The 14,782-nt window shown below is 72.0% G+C and carries 14 protein-coding genes; 9 read left to right on the top strand and 5 right to left on the bottom strand.

What is annotated here, in order from left to right; genetic code table 11:
• The first annotated feature begins 4 nt into the window (after positions 1 to 4).
• Positions 5 to 1,630, top strand: a complete 1,626-nt coding sequence (gene purH, locus U5C87_RS10635; RefSeq protein WP_330476537.1) for a bifunctional phosphoribosylaminoimidazolecarboxamide formyltransferase/IMP cyclohydrolase — start codon at positions 5 to 7, stop codon at positions 1,628 to 1,630.
• Positions 1,631 to 1,983: 353 nt separating this feature from the next.
• A complete protein-coding gene (locus U5C87_RS10640; protein WP_330476538.1) occupies positions 1,984 to 2,250 on the top strand; it encodes an OsmC family protein in 267 nt (88 codons plus the stop codon).
• A gap of 101 nt (positions 2,251 to 2,351) precedes the next feature.
• Here the strand turns inward: U5C87_RS10640 and U5C87_RS10645 are convergent, their stop codons facing one another.
• Together U5C87_RS10645 and arcC are read right to left on the bottom strand one after the other, a co-directional pair.
• Positions 2,352 to 3,488: a ring-opening amidohydrolase gene (locus tag U5C87_RS10645; RefSeq protein ID WP_330476539.1), complete on the bottom strand. Its 1,137-nt coding sequence runs from the start codon at positions 3,486 to 3,488 to the stop codon at positions 2,352 to 2,354.
• A gap of 5 nt (positions 3,489 to 3,493) precedes the next feature.
• Positions 3,494 to 4,441 carry a carbamate kinase gene (gene arcC, locus U5C87_RS10650; protein ID WP_330476540.1) on the bottom strand — a complete coding sequence of 316 codons (948 nt, stop codon included), beginning with the start codon at positions 4,439 to 4,441 and terminating at the stop codon, positions 3,494 to 3,496.
• 239 nt (positions 4,442 to 4,680) lie between these two features.
• Between arcC and U5C87_RS10655 the strand changes: the two genes are divergently transcribed.
• Positions 4,681 to 4,926 (top strand): hypothetical protein, encoded by a 246-nt coding sequence (locus tag U5C87_RS10655; RefSeq protein WP_030196864.1) that lies wholly within the window; start codon positions 4,681 to 4,683, stop codon positions 4,924 to 4,926.
• A 20-nt stretch (positions 4,927 to 4,946) separates the two neighbouring features.
• Here U5C87_RS10655 and U5C87_RS10660 read toward each other — a convergent pair whose 3' ends face one another.
• Genes U5C87_RS10660 through U5C87_RS10670 form a run of 3 tightly spaced genes read right to left on the bottom strand, consistent with a single transcriptional unit; the run spans position 4,947 to position 9,947 of the window.
• Positions 4,947 to 5,783 (bottom strand): SDR family oxidoreductase, encoded by an 837-nt coding sequence (locus tag U5C87_RS10660; protein WP_330476541.1) that lies wholly within the window; start codon positions 5,781 to 5,783, stop codon positions 4,947 to 4,949.
• Positions 5,784 to 5,785: 2 nt separating this feature from the next.
• The gene (locus U5C87_RS10665; protein WP_330476542.1) at positions 5,786 to 7,816 is read right to left on the bottom strand and encodes a hydantoinase B/oxoprolinase family protein; all 2,031 of its coding nucleotides are present in this window, start codon (positions 7,814 to 7,816) and stop codon (positions 5,786 to 5,788) included.
• Between the two features lies 1 nt (position 7,817).
• Positions 7,818 to 9,947 (bottom strand): hydantoinase/oxoprolinase family protein, encoded by a 2,130-nt coding sequence (locus tag U5C87_RS10670; RefSeq protein ID WP_330476543.1) that lies wholly within the window; start codon positions 9,945 to 9,947, stop codon positions 7,818 to 7,820.
• 195 nt (positions 9,948 to 10,142) lie between these two features.
• On the opposite strand from U5C87_RS10670, the gene U5C87_RS10675 reads away from it, so the two are divergent.
• The 6 genes from U5C87_RS10675 (at position 10,143) to U5C87_RS10700 (ending at position 14,774) form a co-directional block, all read left to right on the top strand.
• Positions 10,143 to 10,583 (top strand): YciI family protein, encoded by a 441-nt coding sequence (locus U5C87_RS10675; RefSeq protein WP_030196873.1) that lies wholly within the window; start codon positions 10,143 to 10,145, stop codon positions 10,581 to 10,583.
• Positions 10,584 to 10,639: 56 nt separating this feature from the next.
• Complete coding sequence (locus U5C87_RS10680) at positions 10,640 to 11,800, top strand: RNA polymerase sigma factor (protein WP_443082130.1); 1,161 nt, start codon at positions 10,640 to 10,642, stop codon at positions 11,798 to 11,800.
• Positions 11,801 to 11,950: 150 nt separating this feature from the next.
• Positions 11,951 to 12,961, top strand: coding sequence for a hypothetical protein (locus U5C87_RS10685; protein ID WP_330476544.1), 1,011 nt, complete (start codon positions 11,951 to 11,953; stop codon positions 12,959 to 12,961).
• Between the two features lie 44 nt (positions 12,962 to 13,005).
• Entirely contained in the window at positions 13,006 to 13,530 is a 525-nt protein-coding gene (locus U5C87_RS10690) for an RDD family protein (RefSeq protein WP_330476545.1), read from the top strand.
• 106 nt (positions 13,531 to 13,636) lie between these two features.
• Positions 13,637 to 14,380, top strand: a complete 744-nt coding sequence (locus tag U5C87_RS10695) for a hypothetical protein (RefSeq protein WP_330476546.1) — start codon at positions 13,637 to 13,639, stop codon at positions 14,378 to 14,380.
• Between the two features lie 4 nt (positions 14,381 to 14,384).
• Positions 14,385 to 14,774 carry a winged helix-turn-helix domain-containing protein gene (locus U5C87_RS10700; RefSeq protein ID WP_330476547.1) on the top strand — a complete coding sequence of 130 codons (390 nt, stop codon included), beginning with the start codon at positions 14,385 to 14,387 and terminating at the stop codon, positions 14,772 to 14,774.
• Positions 14,775 to 14,782 lie beyond the last annotated feature (8 nt).

The raw sequence follows: 14,782 nt of genomic DNA on the forward strand, positions 1-14,782 counted from the left end.
ACCCATGACCGCAGTCCCGTCCGCGCCGAGCACCGACGGCCGCCGCCCGATCCGGCGGGCCCTCGTCTCCGTCTACGACAAGACCGGCCTCGAGGACCTCGCCCGCGCGCTCGACGCCGCCGGCGTCGGCATCGTGTCGACCGGCTCGACGGCGAAGACCATCGCCGCGCTCGGCATCGACGTGACGCCGGTCGAGCAGCTCACGGGCTTCCCGGAGTGCCTCGAGGGCCGCGTCAAGACGCTGCACCCCAAGGTGCACGCCGGCATCCTCGCCGACACCCGCAAGGACGACCACGTCCAGCAGCTTGCCGACCTCGGGGTCGAGCCGTTCGAGCTCGTCGTCGTCAACCTCTACCCGTTCCGCGAGACCGTCGCCTCCGGCGCGACGCCCGACGAGTGCATCGAGCAGATCGACATCGGGGGTCCGTCGATGGTGCGTGCCGCGGCCAAGAACCACCCGAGCGTCGCGATCGTGACGAGCCCCACGGCATACGACCAGGTCGTCGAGGCGCTGGGAGCCGGCGGCTTCACGCTCGAGCAGCGCCAGCGGCTGGCGGCCGAGGCCTTCGTGCACACGGCCTCCTACGACGTCGCCGTGGCGAGCTGGATGGGCAACGCCTATGCCGACACGACCGACGGCACCGGCTTCCCGGCCTGGACGGGCGCGAGCTTCGACCGCGCGGCGGCGCTGCGCTACGGCGAGAACCCGCACCAGCAGGCGGCGCTCTACCGTCACTGGCGTCCGGGCGTGGCCTCGGCCGAGCAGCTGCACGGCAAGGAGATGTCCTACAACAACTACGTCGACACCGACGCCGCCGTGCGCGCCGCTCATGACCACGGCGACCAGCCGACCGTCGCGATCATCAAGCACGCCAACCCGTGCGGCATCGCCGTCGGCGCCACGATCGAGGAGGCCTACGAGCGGGCCCACGCGACCGACCCGGTGAGCGCCTACGGCGGCATCATCGCCTCCAACCGCACGGTGACTGCGGCGATGGCGGCAGCTGCCAAGCCGGTCTTCACCGAGGTCATCATCGCGCCCGACTACGAGCCCGAGGCCCTCGAGATCCTCACGGCCAAGAAGAACCTCCGCGTCCTGCGCCTGCCTGCCGGCATGGCCGAGGCGGCCGACCCGATCGAGACCCGCGCCGTGAGCGGTGGCCTGCTCGTGCAGACCGTCGACAAGGTCGACGCCGTCGTGCGCGGCGAAGGCGACGCCGTGACCGGTGGAGACGACGCCGCGAACTGGCGCCTCGTCTCCGGCGAGGCCGCGGACGACGCGACCATCGCCGACCTGCAGTTCGCATGGCGCGCGATCCGCGCCGTGAAGTCCAACGCGATCCTGCTCGCCAACGACGGCGCGGCCGTCGGTGTCGGCATGGGCCAGGTCAACCGCGTCGACTCCTGCTACCTCGCCGTGCGCCGCGCGGGTGAGGAGCGCGCCCGTGGCTCGGTCGCCGCGTCCGACGCGTTCTTCCCGTTCGCCGACGGCCTGCAGATCCTGCTCGACGCCGGTGTGCGCGCCGTCGTCGCGCCGGGTGGCTCGATCCGCGACGAGGAGATCATCGAGGCGGCCACGGCGGCCGGCGTCACGATGTACTTCACCGGGACGCGCCACTTCGCGCACTGACAGCTGGTGTCGACGTGCCCACTCGACGTCCGGTCGAGTGGGCACGTGGCCACGTCGAGAGGCCACGTCGCCCCGCTGGGTCCGTGTGACGGAGAACGCCTCCAGCCCCACAGCATGATGCCCCGGAGGGTATTAGCGTGGAGGTGAGCGTTCGGTACCCAAGGAGGACGTCATGAGCCAGGCTTCCGTCGTCACCCGTCCCACCCAGCCCCAACCCCAGCCGGCCACGGTGTCGGTCAGCCACCTCGGCGGTGACCGGTTCGAGATCGCCGTCCGCGACCACGTCGTCACGGTCGACCAGCCGCAGGCGATGGGGGGGCGAGGACACCGCTCCCACGCCGACGGAGCTGTTCGTGGCGAGCCTCGCCTCGTGCACGGCCTTCTACGCGCGCCGCTTCCTCTCCCGGCACGACCTGCCCGTCGAGGGGCTCCGCGTCGAGACGAGCTACGAGATGGGCACCCGCCCCTCGCGGGTCACCCGCTTCGACGTGCGCGTGGTGGTGCCCGAAGGAGTCCCGCCGGAGCGGCACGCGGCCCTTCTCGCGATGGTCGACCACTGCACGGTGCACAGCACGCTCCAGCACGAGCCCGTCGTCGACATCCAGCTCGTCACCCCCTGACGGACGCGCCGACGACGTGCCTCCTCGACGCCTGAGGACGGCCGACAGGCTCTCGACTCGCTCCGGTGGGCCGAACGTGGCCTCTCGACGTTCGCCGGGCGTCAGCGGGTCCAGCGGTAGCCGGTGGGCTCGCCCTCACCGAGGTCGACGATCGCGGCGACGGGGCCGCCGCCGTCGGGGCCCTGGTGCGCGGCCGAGACCGACACGAAGACCGCCGGGTCGCCCGTCACCGACGCCGTGACGCCGCCGACGGCCGACTTGATCTGGCGGTGCCAGTGCACGTCGGAGTCGTCGAGCATCGCGTTGCGCCGCCCGTGCACGGTGCCGTCCTGGCTCACCTCGCACTTGAGGAACACGTTGACGAGCCTGCCCTGGATGTCGCTGCTGTGCGGGCGCTCGGGCAGGTCGAGCCCGGCGTCCTTGATCGCGCCCCACACGCCGTCGGCGTCGAGCGCGTCCTGCATGACGGAGTGGCCGATGCGGTAGCGGCCGCCGACGCCCTTGGCGTTGCCGACGACGACGACCTGCGCCTGGTCGAGCTCGACACCGGAGGAGCAGGATGCGACGGAGGAGAAGAGCGAGCGGTTGTGCATGATGTCCGCGTCGGTCGGCATCTCGATCTCGCCGAGGGCGACGGCGATGCCGAGGCCGGTCGTGCCGTTGGAGAGGTCCATCGACTCGTGAGTGTGCTCGGTCCAGACCTCGTGCCCGCGGGACTTCGCGTCGCGGATCGTGTGGATCGTCAGCAGCGGCGTCTTGGTCTGGACGTAGTGCACGTCGGCGGGGTCGGTGATGCCGGCGCGCTCCATGGCAACCTTGACCGCGTCGGCGACCTTGCTCACCATCGCGACGTAGCCGATCTCCTCGGGCTTGATCGGCTCGCTCATGGCGAAGCCGACGGTGAGGCGCGGCTCGTCGGACTGCTCGGCCTTGTCGGCCGGAACGGTCGCGAAGATCGTGGCGTGGGGGCTGATGATGCCGTCGGTGCCGCCGGACCACACGATCGGGACCTGCTTGACCTGGTCGGCCGGGGCGCCCTTCTCGACGAGCACCTCGCGGAAGGCGCGGTCGGCGATGATGCGCGTGTAGTCGTTGACGCCGCCGTTGCCCTCCGTCTTGCCGATGATGGCGACGACGCGGCTCGCCTCCATGACGCCGTCGTCGATGAGCTTGGCGAGCTCCGACGCGTCGGCGACCGAGTGGATGGGGACCTTGCGCACCTCAATGGCTTCGGGCACGTGAATCACCTTTCTCTTTCAGGGTTTTCGATAACGGTCCCGACGTGGCCGTCGATGGCCGGGGCGAGCTGGTCGAGGGCCGTGATGATCGAGCGGGAGCCGCCCGCGCGGACGAAGCGCATCGCCGCCTCGACCTTCGGGCCCATGGAGCCCGACGCGAAGTGGCCCTGCGCGGCATACGCCTCCATCTCGTCGAGCGTGACCCGGCCGATGTCGTGGGCGTCGGGCGTGCCCCAGCCGGCGACCGCGTGAGCGACGTCGGTGGCGATGACGAGCGCGTCGGCGTGGACGGCGCGGGCGAGCAGGGCGGCCGTCAGGTCCTTGTCGATGACGGCCTCGACGCCGTGGACGGCGCCGTCGCCGTCGCGGACCACGGGGATGCCCCCGCCGCCGGCCGTGACGACGACGTAACCGGCGGCGAGGAGTGTGTGGAGCGTGTGCGTCTCGAGGACCTCGACGGGCTCGGGGGAGGCGACGACACGGCGCCAGCCCTTGTCGCCGCGGTCCTCCCAGCGCTCGCCGTGGTCGATGAGGGTCTGGGCCTGCTCGCGGGGGAGGAAGCGCCCGATCGGCTTCGTCGGGTGCGTGAAGCCGGGGTCGTCGGCGTCGACGAGGGTGCGCGTGATGATGGCGGCGACCGGTCGCTCGACGTGGCGGGCGGCGAGCGCGGACTCGAGCGTGTCGAGAAGCGTGAAGCCGATGGTGCCCTGCGTCTGGGCACCGCACCAGTCGAGCGGCACCGGCGGCACGACGTGCGCGGCGAGCTCGTTCTTGACGAGTAGGTTGCCGACCTGGGGGCCGTTGCCGTGGGTGATGACGACCTCGTGCCCGGCCGCGACGAGCTCCGCGAGGTGGTGGCTCGCGACGGCGATGGCGTCGAGCTGCGCCTGGGGCGTCGCGCTGCCGTCGGGGCCCGTCATGGCGTTGCCGCCCAGTGCCACGAGCACTCTCATGGCACGTCCTTGCTTGTCGGGGCCGTCGTCATGGCGTGAGCCTAGGGAGCGCGGACGAGCGCCCGCGTTGTCACCTCCTGCCCAATGCGGGCGCCCACATTGGCAGATGTATGCCGTCGGGCCGGGAGGGGCGACGGGCGGTCGGTCCCGACGTGCGCCGTGGTCGTGCGCGGGGTACGAGGGGATAATGTCGGGAGGCGCCGTCCGGCGTCATCGCTAGAGCGAAGAGGTGGGCACACGTGGGAGTCGGAGTCCTGCTCGCGGTCGTGGGGGCCATCCTGACCTTCGCGGTCCGGGCCAACACGTCCGTCATCAGTCTGCCCACCGTCGGGATCATCCTCATGGTCGCCGGCGGCCTGCTCATCTGGCACGGGCGCAACGGCACCCAGCGCAAGCGCGTCATCACGCGCGAGGAGCGTCCGGGGGGCGCCACGACGCCCACGAGCACGGTGCGACAGACCATCGAGGAACGCGACATCGACTGACGCGTCGACGGATCCGTCCGTCAGGCCGGCTCGAGCGCCTGCGCCCAGGTGCTGGGCTCGTGCCCGAGCAGGCGGCGCAGCGTCGAGGAGTCGCCCACGAGCCCGCCCCGGTCGTAGCTGGCGAACATCGCGAGCAGGTCGTCGCGCGCCTGCGCGGTCAGGGATGCGCCGGGCCCGGCGACCCAGTCTGCGATCTCGACCCGAACGGCCTCCACGGGACGTCCCAGCACGTCCGACGCGACGTGGGCCTGGTCGCGCACGGAGAGGACCTCGGGGCCGGCGAGGTCGTACGTCACGCCCTCGTGGCCGGGGCGGGTCAGCACCGTCGCCGCCACCTCGGCGACGTCGACGAGGTCGACGTTGGTGAACGGGGAGTCGAGCGAGTAGGGGACCGAGATCCGCCCAGCCAGAGCCGCGTCGACGAGGTTCTGGTGGTATGCCGCGGGGCGCAGCACCGTGGCCCCGGGCAGGTGGGTGCGCACGACCTTCTCGGCCGCCGCCTTGCGCACGTGGTGCGGCATCGACGCGTCGTCGGGATGCAGCACGGAGTGGAAGACGAAGCGGGACAGGCCTGCTCGTGCAGCGGCGCAGGCGATGCGGTCGGCGATGCCCACCTCGTCCGGGTGCACGTTCGGCGCCAGGTGGTAGATCGCGTCGGCATCCGCGACGGCCTCGTCGAGACCCGACCCCGTCTCGAGGTCAACGACCGAGATCGACCGGGCCCCAACGGCATACGCTGTCTCGGCGCGTCGCGCCGACCGTACGGCAGCGCGCACGTCGACACCACGTGAGGTGAGGGCGGCCGTGACGGCGCGACCGGTCTTGCCGGCCGCGCCGATCACGAGGACCGTCGTCATGGTCAGACCCAGTCGACATCCGCCGCCGTCTGTCCGGCGGCGAGCGTCGCGTAGCCGGGCCCACGGTCGAAGAACGGCTGCTCCTCGGCCCGCTCGCCACGAAGCTGCTCCCGCAGCGCGTCCGAGGCGGCCGTGTCGATGACCGGGCTCTCGAGGTCACCGGTCGCGACGACGCCGTAGTCGCGGCGCGCGCCCTCGAACGACACCTTGCCCCAGCGGAGGTCGCGCTCGACCTCGTCGTACGGGCGGTCGAGCGGGTCGCCCCAGCCGCCGCCACCGGTCGTGCGGATGCGGATGACCTGCCCGGCCTTGACGACCTCGGCGTCGGCGAGGGCGTCGACGGTGCGCTCCTCGGGGCCGCCGACGTCGACGGTCACCTCGAAGGGGCGACCGGCCTTGCCGCCCTTGACGCCCCAGCAGGCGAGGATCGACCGGTCGGCGATCGACATGAAGTTGGCGTCCTTGAGCATGCGGATGTGCTTCTCGTAGCCGAGGCCGCCGCGGTGGCGGCCGGCGCCGCCGGAGTCGACGGCGAGGCCGAGGCGCTCGACGATGAACGGGAAGCGGCTCTCGGTGAACTCGGTCGGCAGGTTGCGGCTGTCGGGCACGACGTGGATCGTGTCCTCGCCGTCGGCGTAGTAGCGCCCGCCCGAGCCGCCACCGAGCACCTCGCGCATGAGGTAGTCGTTGCCGTCCCGGTCCTTGCCGTAGACGCCGGTGTAGCGGATCGTCTCCTGGTCGGCCGGCATCTTGCCGTCGACGGCCTTGGCGACGACGCCGGCGAGCACGCCGAGCAGGCGCAGGATGACGAAGGTGCGGGCGTTGGTCGGCGCCGGGTAGATCGGCGTGAGCAGCGTGCCCTTCTCGGGGAACTTCATCTCGATGAGGGGCACGATGCCCTCGTTGACGTCGAGCTCGGCCATCCGCTCGGGGGTGTCGGCGAGGTTGCGCAGGATCGGCGCGAGCCACTTCTTGAGGAAGTTGCCGCCGACGTAGTCGCCGCAGTGGTTGATCGGGCCCTTGGCCTGCTTGGCGGTGCCGGTGAAGTCGATGATCAGCTTCGGCCCGCCGTCGCCGGGGCCGGGGCCGCCGGTCGACTGCTTCGTCAGGGTGATCCGCTGCGTGTGCAGCATCGGCTCGTCCACGCCGTCGTGCTCGGCGTAGTCCTCCCAGACGTAGGTGCCGTCGGGGATCTTGCTGAGGATCTCGCGGCGGTAGGTCTCGGTCGTCTTGTCGAGGATCGCGTCGAAGGCGGCCTCGATGGTGTCGCGGCCGTAGCGCTCGAAGAGCTCGCCGAGGCGGCGGGCGCCCATGAGGCAGGCCGAGCACTCGGCGTCGAGGTCGGCGGCGAGGCTGTCGGGCATGCGGCTGTTGCGCGTCATGATGCGCAGCGCCGCCTGGTTGGGAACACCCTTGTCCCACAGCTTGATCGGCGGGACCGAGAGGCCCTCCTCGAAGACCGTCTGCGCGTTGCTCGGCATCGATCCGGGCACGGCGCCACCGATGTCGTCGTGGTGGCCGAACGCCTGGACGAACGCGACGACCTCGCCGCCGGAGAAGACCGGGACGGTGACGCAGAGGTCGGGCAGGTGGCCGATGCCGCCCTCGGACTCGTAGACGTCGTTGTGGAAGAAGACGTCGCCCTCGCTCATCTCGTCGAGCGGGAAGTCGCGGGCGATGGGGTGCACGAGCGCGCTGTAGGAGCGGCCGGTCAGCTTGCGCAGCTGGCGGTCGTGGATGCCGGCGCGGAAGTCGTGCGCGTCGCGGATCATGGGCGAGCGGGACGTGCGCGCGATGGCCGTCTCGACCTCCATCTCGACGCTCGCGAGGGTGCCCTCGACGATCTCGACGAGGATCGGGTCGACCGAGCTGCCCTCGGGCGTCAGGCGGTTGCCGTGCTCGTAGGCCGTGGGGAGCCCTGCCGGGTTGACCGGGGCGCCGTCGTGGGCGACCGACGCGTCAGGGTGCTGCGACCCCGTGGCGGCGTCGACGGGGGCGAGGCGGGTCGCGGCGGTCTGGCAGGAGAAGCACATGTCAGGCCTCCATCTCGGTCGTCGGGGCGGTGGTCCGGGTGATGACGAGGTTGCCGAGCGCGTCGACGCGGACGGCGAAGCCGGGGTGGACCGGCACGGTCGAGCCGAACTCCTCGACGATCGCGGGGCCCTCGATGACGTCGCCGGAGAGCAGGTCCGGGCGCCACCAGACGTCGGTGTCGACGTAGCCGTCCTCCGGGTCGAAGCAGACGGGCCGGACCGAGCGGTGGGCCCGCTCGCGCACGTCGGCGGCGCCGTCGGACGGCGCGAGGTCCCGCAGCTCCGGCCGCGTGATCGGACCGACGCCGGTCACGCGAAGGTTGACCCACTCGACCTGCTGCGTCGGGTCGTTCCGGAAGTCGTAGCCGTAGAGCGCGCGGTGCTCGTCGTGGAAGCGTGAGGCGACGCCCGCGGCATACGCCTCGTCGACGTCACCCTCGGGGGCGGCGACGCGGACCTCGTAGGCCTGGCCGAAGTAGCGCAGGTCGACGGTGCGCGTGTAGCGGTGGCTGTCACGCGAGAAGCCCTCGCCGTCGAGGGCGCTCGCGGCCTTGGCCGTCAGGTCGTCGAAGGTCTTCTGCACCGCGGCGTGGTCGAGAGAGGAGTGGCGCGAGACGGCGGTCTGGACGTAGTCGTTCTTGACGTCGACGGTGAGCAGGCCGAAGGCCGAGACGTTGCCCGGGTTCTGCGGCACGACGACGCCGGCGAGGCCGAGGATGTCGACGAGGCGGCAGGCGAGCAGCGAACCGGAGCCGCCGAACGTCGCGAGCATGAAGTCGCGGACGTCGAGGCCCCGCTTGACGCTGACCTGGCGCAGCGCGTTGGCCTGGTTCCACGCGGAGATCTCGAGGATGCCGGTCGCGCAGCGCTCGAAGTCGAGGCCGAGCCGGCCCGCGAGCTCCGTGATGCCGGCGCGGGCCGCGTCGACGTCGAGGGGGATCTCACCGCCCAGCAGGTGCGGGGGGATGCGGCCGAGCGTCACGTGGGCGTCGGTGATCGTCGGCTCGGTGCCGCCCTTGCCGTAGCAGAGCGGTCCGGGGTCGGCGCCCGCGGACTGCGGGCCGACCTTGAGCGAGCCCTCGGGGGAGATCCACGCGATCGAGCCGCCGCCGGCGCCGACGGTGACGACGTCGATCATCGGGATCTTGCTCGGGTAGGCGCCGACGCTGCCCTCGGTCGTCAGGGTCGGCTCTCCGGCGAGGACGACCGAGACGTCGGTCGAGGTGCCGCCGCCGTCGCAGGTGAGCACCTTGTCGAAGCCGGCGCGGCTGGCGATGAGGCCGGCGCCCAGAGCCCCGGCCGCCGGGCCGGAGAGGACCGTCGTGATCGGCTGGTGCACGACCTCGTCGGCCGAGAGCACGCCGCCGTTGCTCTTCATGACGTAGAAGGGGATCGCCGCCCCGCCGGTGAACTCGTCGAGCCGGTCGTGGATGTTGCGGACGTAGCGCGAGACGTTGGGCTTGACGGCAGCATCGACGAGGGTCGTCATCGACCGCTCGTACTCGCGGTACTCGCGCAGCACCTCCGAGCTGATCGAGACGACGGCCTCGGGGTGCTCCCGGCGGAGCACCTCGCGCATCGCCAGCTCGTGGCTGTCGTCGGCGTAGGAGTGCAGGAAGCAGACGGCGATCGTCGTGATGCCGCGGTCCTTGAACCAGCGGGCCACCGCGACGGCGCGCTCCTCGTCGAAGGGCCGGATCTCGTTGCCCTCGAAGTCCATCCGGCCGCCGACGGTCTTGACGTAGTCGGCCGGGACGATGCGCGGGGGCTTGACCCAGAAGTAGGAGTTGCCGTAGCCGTCGGGGACGGCTTGGCGGGCGATCTCGAGGATGAACTCGTAGCCCTCGGTCGTGACGAAGCCCAGGGCCTCGACCTTGCCCTCGAGCAGCTTGTTCGTCGCGACGGTCGTGCCGTGCGAGACGGCGCTGATGTCGTCGCCGCTCGCGCCCATGAGGTCGAGCACCTTGCGGACGCCGTTGAGGAAGCCGTCGGCCGGGTTGCTCGGGGTCGAGGGGGTCTTGGTCGTGACGAGCTCGCCCGAGTCCTCGTCGAGCGCGACGACGTCGGTGAACGTGCCACCGGTGTCGATGCCGATGCGGATCCGGCGTACGGGGGAGGTGCTCGCTGTCATGGTGAGGATTCAACCGGCGCGGGCACCTGCCGGGCGTTGGCACATCGTGCCAACACCTGCCCGGTTATGGGCCAATCCTCGACAGAGATCGCCCGATGGCCTCGCCTGGACCGATACGGATGTCGAGGGCGCGCCCTGGGCTCCGTCCCCCGGGTGAGCGTGCCACGCTGGCACGACGCGACGAAGGAGTGGGACATGACGCAGTACCTCATCGGAGTGGACTTCCAGGCCGGCGACGACCCGGCCCCGATGTCGGACTGGACGCCGGAGGAGGTCCAGGCGCACCTCGACTACTACGGCGAGCTCCTCGGGGAGCTCGAGGCCAACGGCGAGCTCGTCTCGTCGACGATCCTCACCGGGCCCGACCTCGCGAAGATCGTCCGGTCGGACGGGGTGGCACCTGTCGTCACGGACGGGCCGTTCCAGGAGTTCAAGGAGTGGCTGGCCGGCTTCCAGGTCGTCGAGGTCGACTCGGAGGAGCGCGCCCTCGAGATCGCGTCGCGCATGTCGGCCGTGCCCGGCCGCGGCGGTGTGCCGACCCGGCAGCCGATCCACGTGCGCCAGGTCATGGAGCAGGCGCCGGCGGACACCGAGGAGATGGACGCCTTCCTGCGCACCGCCGGTGGCACCCGCTGAGCGCTGAACACACCGTCGACGACCTGCTGCGCACGCTCGCGCCGCAGGTCGTCGGCATCGTCAGCCGGCGTTTCGGGGACTTCGACTCGGCAGAGGACGCCGTCCAGGAGGCGCTGCTCGCGGCCGCCCGGCACTGGCCCGTCGACGGCCTGCCCGACGAGCCGCGGGCGTGGCTCGTCACGACGGCCTCGCGGCGCCTCGTGGACCTGTGGCGCAGCGACGCGGCCCGGCGCGACCGCGAGGCGCGCGTCATCGCCTGGGAGGTGCCGGCGCACGACCCCGTCGACCACGACGACAGCCTCACTCTGCTGCTCCTCTGCTGCCACCCGTCGCTCACACCGGCGTCGGCGATCGCGCTCACGCTGCGCGCCGTGGGCGGTCTGACGACGGCCGAGATCGCACGGGCCTTCCTCGTGCCCGAGGCCACCATGGCCCAGCGGATCAGCCGCGCGAAGGCGACGATCCCCGCCTCCGGCGCAGGCTTTCGTATGCCGTCCGCTGACGACCGGGACGCCCGCCTGCGGTCCGCCCTGCACGTCCTCTACCTGCTCTTCAACGAGGGGTACGCGAGCTCGCACGGCGCCTCGTTGCAGCGGACTGCGCTGTCGGGCGAAGCGATTCGGCTCACGCGGATGCTCGTCGCGGCGGTCCCGGACCACCCGGAGGCGCTCGGGCTGCTCGCGCTGATGCTGCTGCTCGAGGCACGTGGTCCGGCACGAAGCGATGCGTCGGGTCGGCTCGTGCCGCTGCCCGAGCAGGACCGCTCGAGCTGGGACCGCGGACTCGTGACCGAGGGGACCGAGCTGCTCGGGCGGGCCATGGCACATGAAGCGGTGGGGGAGTACCAGCTGCAGGCGGCCATCGCCGCCGTCCACGACCGGGCGGCGACGGCGGCCGACACCGACTGGGACGAGATCCTCTCGCTCTACGAGCTGCTCGAGGACGTCACCGGCAACCCGGTGGTGACGCTCAACCGCGCGGTGGCCGTCGCGATGGCCAAGGGACCTCGGGCGGCCCTCGACGTCGTCGACGGGGTCGAGAGCCGGCTCGGCACGACGCACCGGTGGCTCGCCGTCCGCGGCCAGCTGCTCGAGATGGCGGGCGAGACGGACGCGGCAGCAGACCTGCTCGAACGGGCTGCCGCGACCGCGACGAACGAGGCAGAGCAGCGCCATCTCGCCGGGCGGGCCGCGCAGCTGCGCGCCGCGTCGTCCTGAACCCACGACCGGCGGGTCGTGGCGGGCCGTGTGCCCGGCTTCACTCGTCGAGGGTGATGTCGTGCGCCGCCGCCGGTCGCATGCTGGAGACAGGACGAGTCACCGGCGCCGCCCGTCCGGTCGCGGCGCCCGAGCCGATGAGGACGATGCATGGACGACACCGCGGCGGCGCACGGGGCCGGGCGAGCCCGGACCGTCACACGGTTCGCGCCGTTGACGCCGACGGACGTCGCCGACCTGCTGCTCGGGCTCGCCACGGTCGGCGCCGAGGCCGCCGGCCGGGTCGTGGACCGGGCTCGACCTCCGGTCCTCGTCACGGCCGTTGCCGGCGTCGTCACGTCGTCGGTGATGTCCGCACTGAGCCGTCTGGGCGAACGGGTCTGGAACGACGACCGGACCCAGGACGTGCTCCGGACCGGTCGGTCGCGGCGTCGGGAGCTCGGTCTGCGCGCGGAGGAGGCGGAGCGACGGGTCGTTGCCGCGGTCGTGGAGGCCGTGCTCGACCTCGTGGACCTCACCGACGTCGTGCTCGACCACGTGGACCTCGACGCAGTCGTGCGGGCGGTGGACCTCGACCAAGCGGTCGAGCGCGTGGACATCGGGGCGATCCTCGATCGGGTGGACGTGGATGCGGTGGTGGCGCGGGCGGACCTGGACCGGGCCGTCGAGCGCGTCGACATCGGGGCGATCCTGCACCGCGTGGACGTGGATGCGGTGGTGGCGCGGGCGAATCTCGATCGGGCCGTCGAGCGCGTGGACATCCAGGCGATCCTCGATCGGGTGGACGTGGATGCGGTGGTGGCGCGGGCGGACCTGGACCGGGCCGTCGGGCGCGTCGACATCCAGGCCATCGTCGACCGCGTCGACGTGGACGCGATCGCGCAGCGACTCGACCTCGACGCCGTCGTCGCGCGGCTCGACCTCGTGGCGCTCGCCGAGTTCGTCGTCGAGGGGATCGACCTGCCCGGCATCATCCAGAGCTCGTCCGGGGCGATGGCCTCCGAGAGCATCCGCGAGGTCCGGTGGCAGGGCGTCAGCGCCGACGAGCGGGTCGCGCACGTCGTCGACCGCATGCTCCGTCGTCGGCCGCGCACGCCCGGGCCCACTCTGCCGGGCACCGAGATACCGGGCGGTCCCGTCATCCCCGGCACGACGGTCTGATCCGGCAGGCCGCGATGACCTCACCCACCCCTGATCGCGGTCCGATGTCCCGCATCGTGCTGCCCGGTCCGGCCCGCTCGGTCCAGGGGCACCGCGCCGGGATCGTCACGCGCGCCACGGCGGGGGCCGTCGACCTCGTCGTCGCGGTGGTGGGCGTCGCAATGGGGTATGCCGTGTGGTCCCGGGCCGTCTTCGTGCTCGGGCCCGCGTCGTTCCACTTCCCCGACCCGGGCGGCCTGAGACTGCTCTTCCTCGTGCTCGGGGTGCTCACGGCATACCTCACCGTCGCGTGGGCCACCACGGGACGGACGGTCGGCAACCGCCTGCTCGGCCTACGCGTCGTGGGCGACGGGTCGGTTCGTGTCGGCTTCGTGCGGGCGCTACTCCGTGCGCTGCTGTGCGTGGCGTTCCCGGTCCTGCTCTTCTGGGTGCTCGTCAGCCCCGAGAACCGGTCGCTGCCGGACGTGCTGCTGCGCACGTCGGTGGTCTACGACTGGACCTCGGGTGGCCGGCGGGGGAGCGAGCCGACGACGACCCCACCGCCGATCGTGCTGCCCCACGACGAGTGACCGCAGAGGTCGACGTCGCCGAGAACTCTTGACGCACGACTACTCTGCGATGCAGAGTGAGCGCATCGAGCGCACAGGGGCGCTCCGGTGACGGAAGGATGCTCCGATGAACGAGACCCACCCCACCCCGCCGGCGCGAGCCGCGGAGGTGGCTGCCGCCGAGGAGGCTCTCGCGCGCACGGAGCACCTGCGGCGCGTCGCCCGGCGCGACGCCCAGGGACTCGCGATCCCGCTGCTCGTCCTGGGCCCGCTGACCGTGGCTGCCGCTGCCCTGCAACGTCTTTGGCTGTGGTGGGTGGTTCGCGACCTCGACCCGGGGGAGAGCCGCAGCGCGACCGACGGCGAGATGGCCTTCACGAACATCGTCGACACGTACTGGGGCACGGTCGGCGCCCTCGGGCTGCTCGCCATCGGCCTCTGGTTCGGCGTGCGCAGCCGGCGGCTCGGTGCCGGCGCCGGAGCCGGTGCGTGGGTGGCGGCGGCCGTCGCGGTCTTCGTCCTCGTGGCCTACAACGGCATCTTCGTGTGGGTGCCGTTCCTCATGCCGCTGACGATGGTGTCGGTGCTGGCGCCCAGCGCGGTCATCGCGTTGGCGCTGCTGCTCGTGGCCTGGCGCCGACACAACGGGCGCCTTGCCGCGTGGGCGCTGGGGTTCGGGGTGGTCACGGTGCTGGCCTCGCTCGGCTTCTTCGACAACCGCCTCTACGACCTGCTGACCCTGGTGCGGCTCCCGACCGACGTCGTCCTGGCGGTGGGTGGCTGGGGAGACCTGATCGCCCAGGTCGCCCTCGGCGTCGCCATGGTCGTCGCGGGGCTGCGCGCCCGCCGAGCGGACCAGGCGCGCCGGTGACGCCGTGAGCGCTCGCGACGCACCACCCACCGAGGTGACCGGTGCCGTGCCCGGCCCGGTGCACGACGTGCCTGACGAGACGCCGCACCCGACGAGCGGTCTCGACGACGTCGTGCACCAGAAGGCACGCCTCGGGATCCTCGCAGTGCTCGCCGAGACGGAGAAGGCCGACTTCACCTATCTGAAGAAGCTGCTCCAGCTCACCGACGGCAACCTCGGCCGCCACATCGAGGTCCTCGCCGGCAGTGGTCTCGTGCACGTCGAGAAGGGCTACGCCGGCAAGCGGCCGCGCACGTGGGTCACCATCACCAGGGCCGGGCGCCGGGCCCTCGACGAGGAGATGGCTGCCATCCGCGAGCTGCTCCGGCGCTTCGAGTCCGGCGGCGCCGGCTGACCCACGTC

Source organism: Terrabacter sp. C0L_2, assembly GCF_036352015.1.
In the GTDB taxonomy this organism is placed as follows: domain Bacteria; phylum Actinomycetota; class Actinomycetes; order Actinomycetales; family Dermatophilaceae; genus Terrabacter; species Terrabacter tumescens.

Bases quoted from the DNA above. Each gene is read 5' to 3' on its own strand.
- U5C87_RS10690 (WP_330476545.1), top strand. From the start codon at position 13,006: ATGTCCCGCATCGTGCTGCCCGGTCCGGCCCGCTCGGTCCAGGGGCAC.
- U5C87_RS10670 (WP_330476543.1), bottom strand. From the start codon at position 9,947: ATGACAGCGAGCACCTCCCCCGTACGCCGGATCCGCATCGGCATCGAC.
- U5C87_RS10685 (WP_330476544.1), top strand. From the start codon at position 11,951: ATGGACGACACCGCGGCGGCGCACGGGGCCGGGCGAGCCCGGACCGTC.
- purH (WP_330476537.1), top strand. From the start codon at position 5: ATGACCGCAGTCCCGTCCGCGCCGAGCACCGACGGCCGCCGCCCGATC.
- arcC (WP_330476540.1), bottom strand. From the start codon at position 4,441: ATGAGAGTGCTCGTGGCACTGGGCGGCAACGCCATGACGGGCCCCGAC.
- U5C87_RS10660 (WP_330476541.1), bottom strand. From the start codon at position 5,783: ATGACGACGGTCCTCGTGATCGGCGCGGCCGGCAAGACCGGTCGCGCC.
- U5C87_RS10695 (WP_330476546.1), top strand. From the start codon at position 13,637: ATGAACGAGACCCACCCCACCCCGCCGGCGCGAGCCGCGGAGGTGGCT.
- U5C87_RS10675 (WP_030196873.1), top strand. From the start codon at position 10,143: ATGACGCAGTACCTCATCGGAGTGGACTTCCAGGCCGGCGACGACCCG.
- U5C87_RS10665 (WP_330476542.1), bottom strand. From the start codon at position 7,816: ATGTGCTTCTCCTGCCAGACCGCCGCGACCCGCCTCGCCCCCGTCGAC.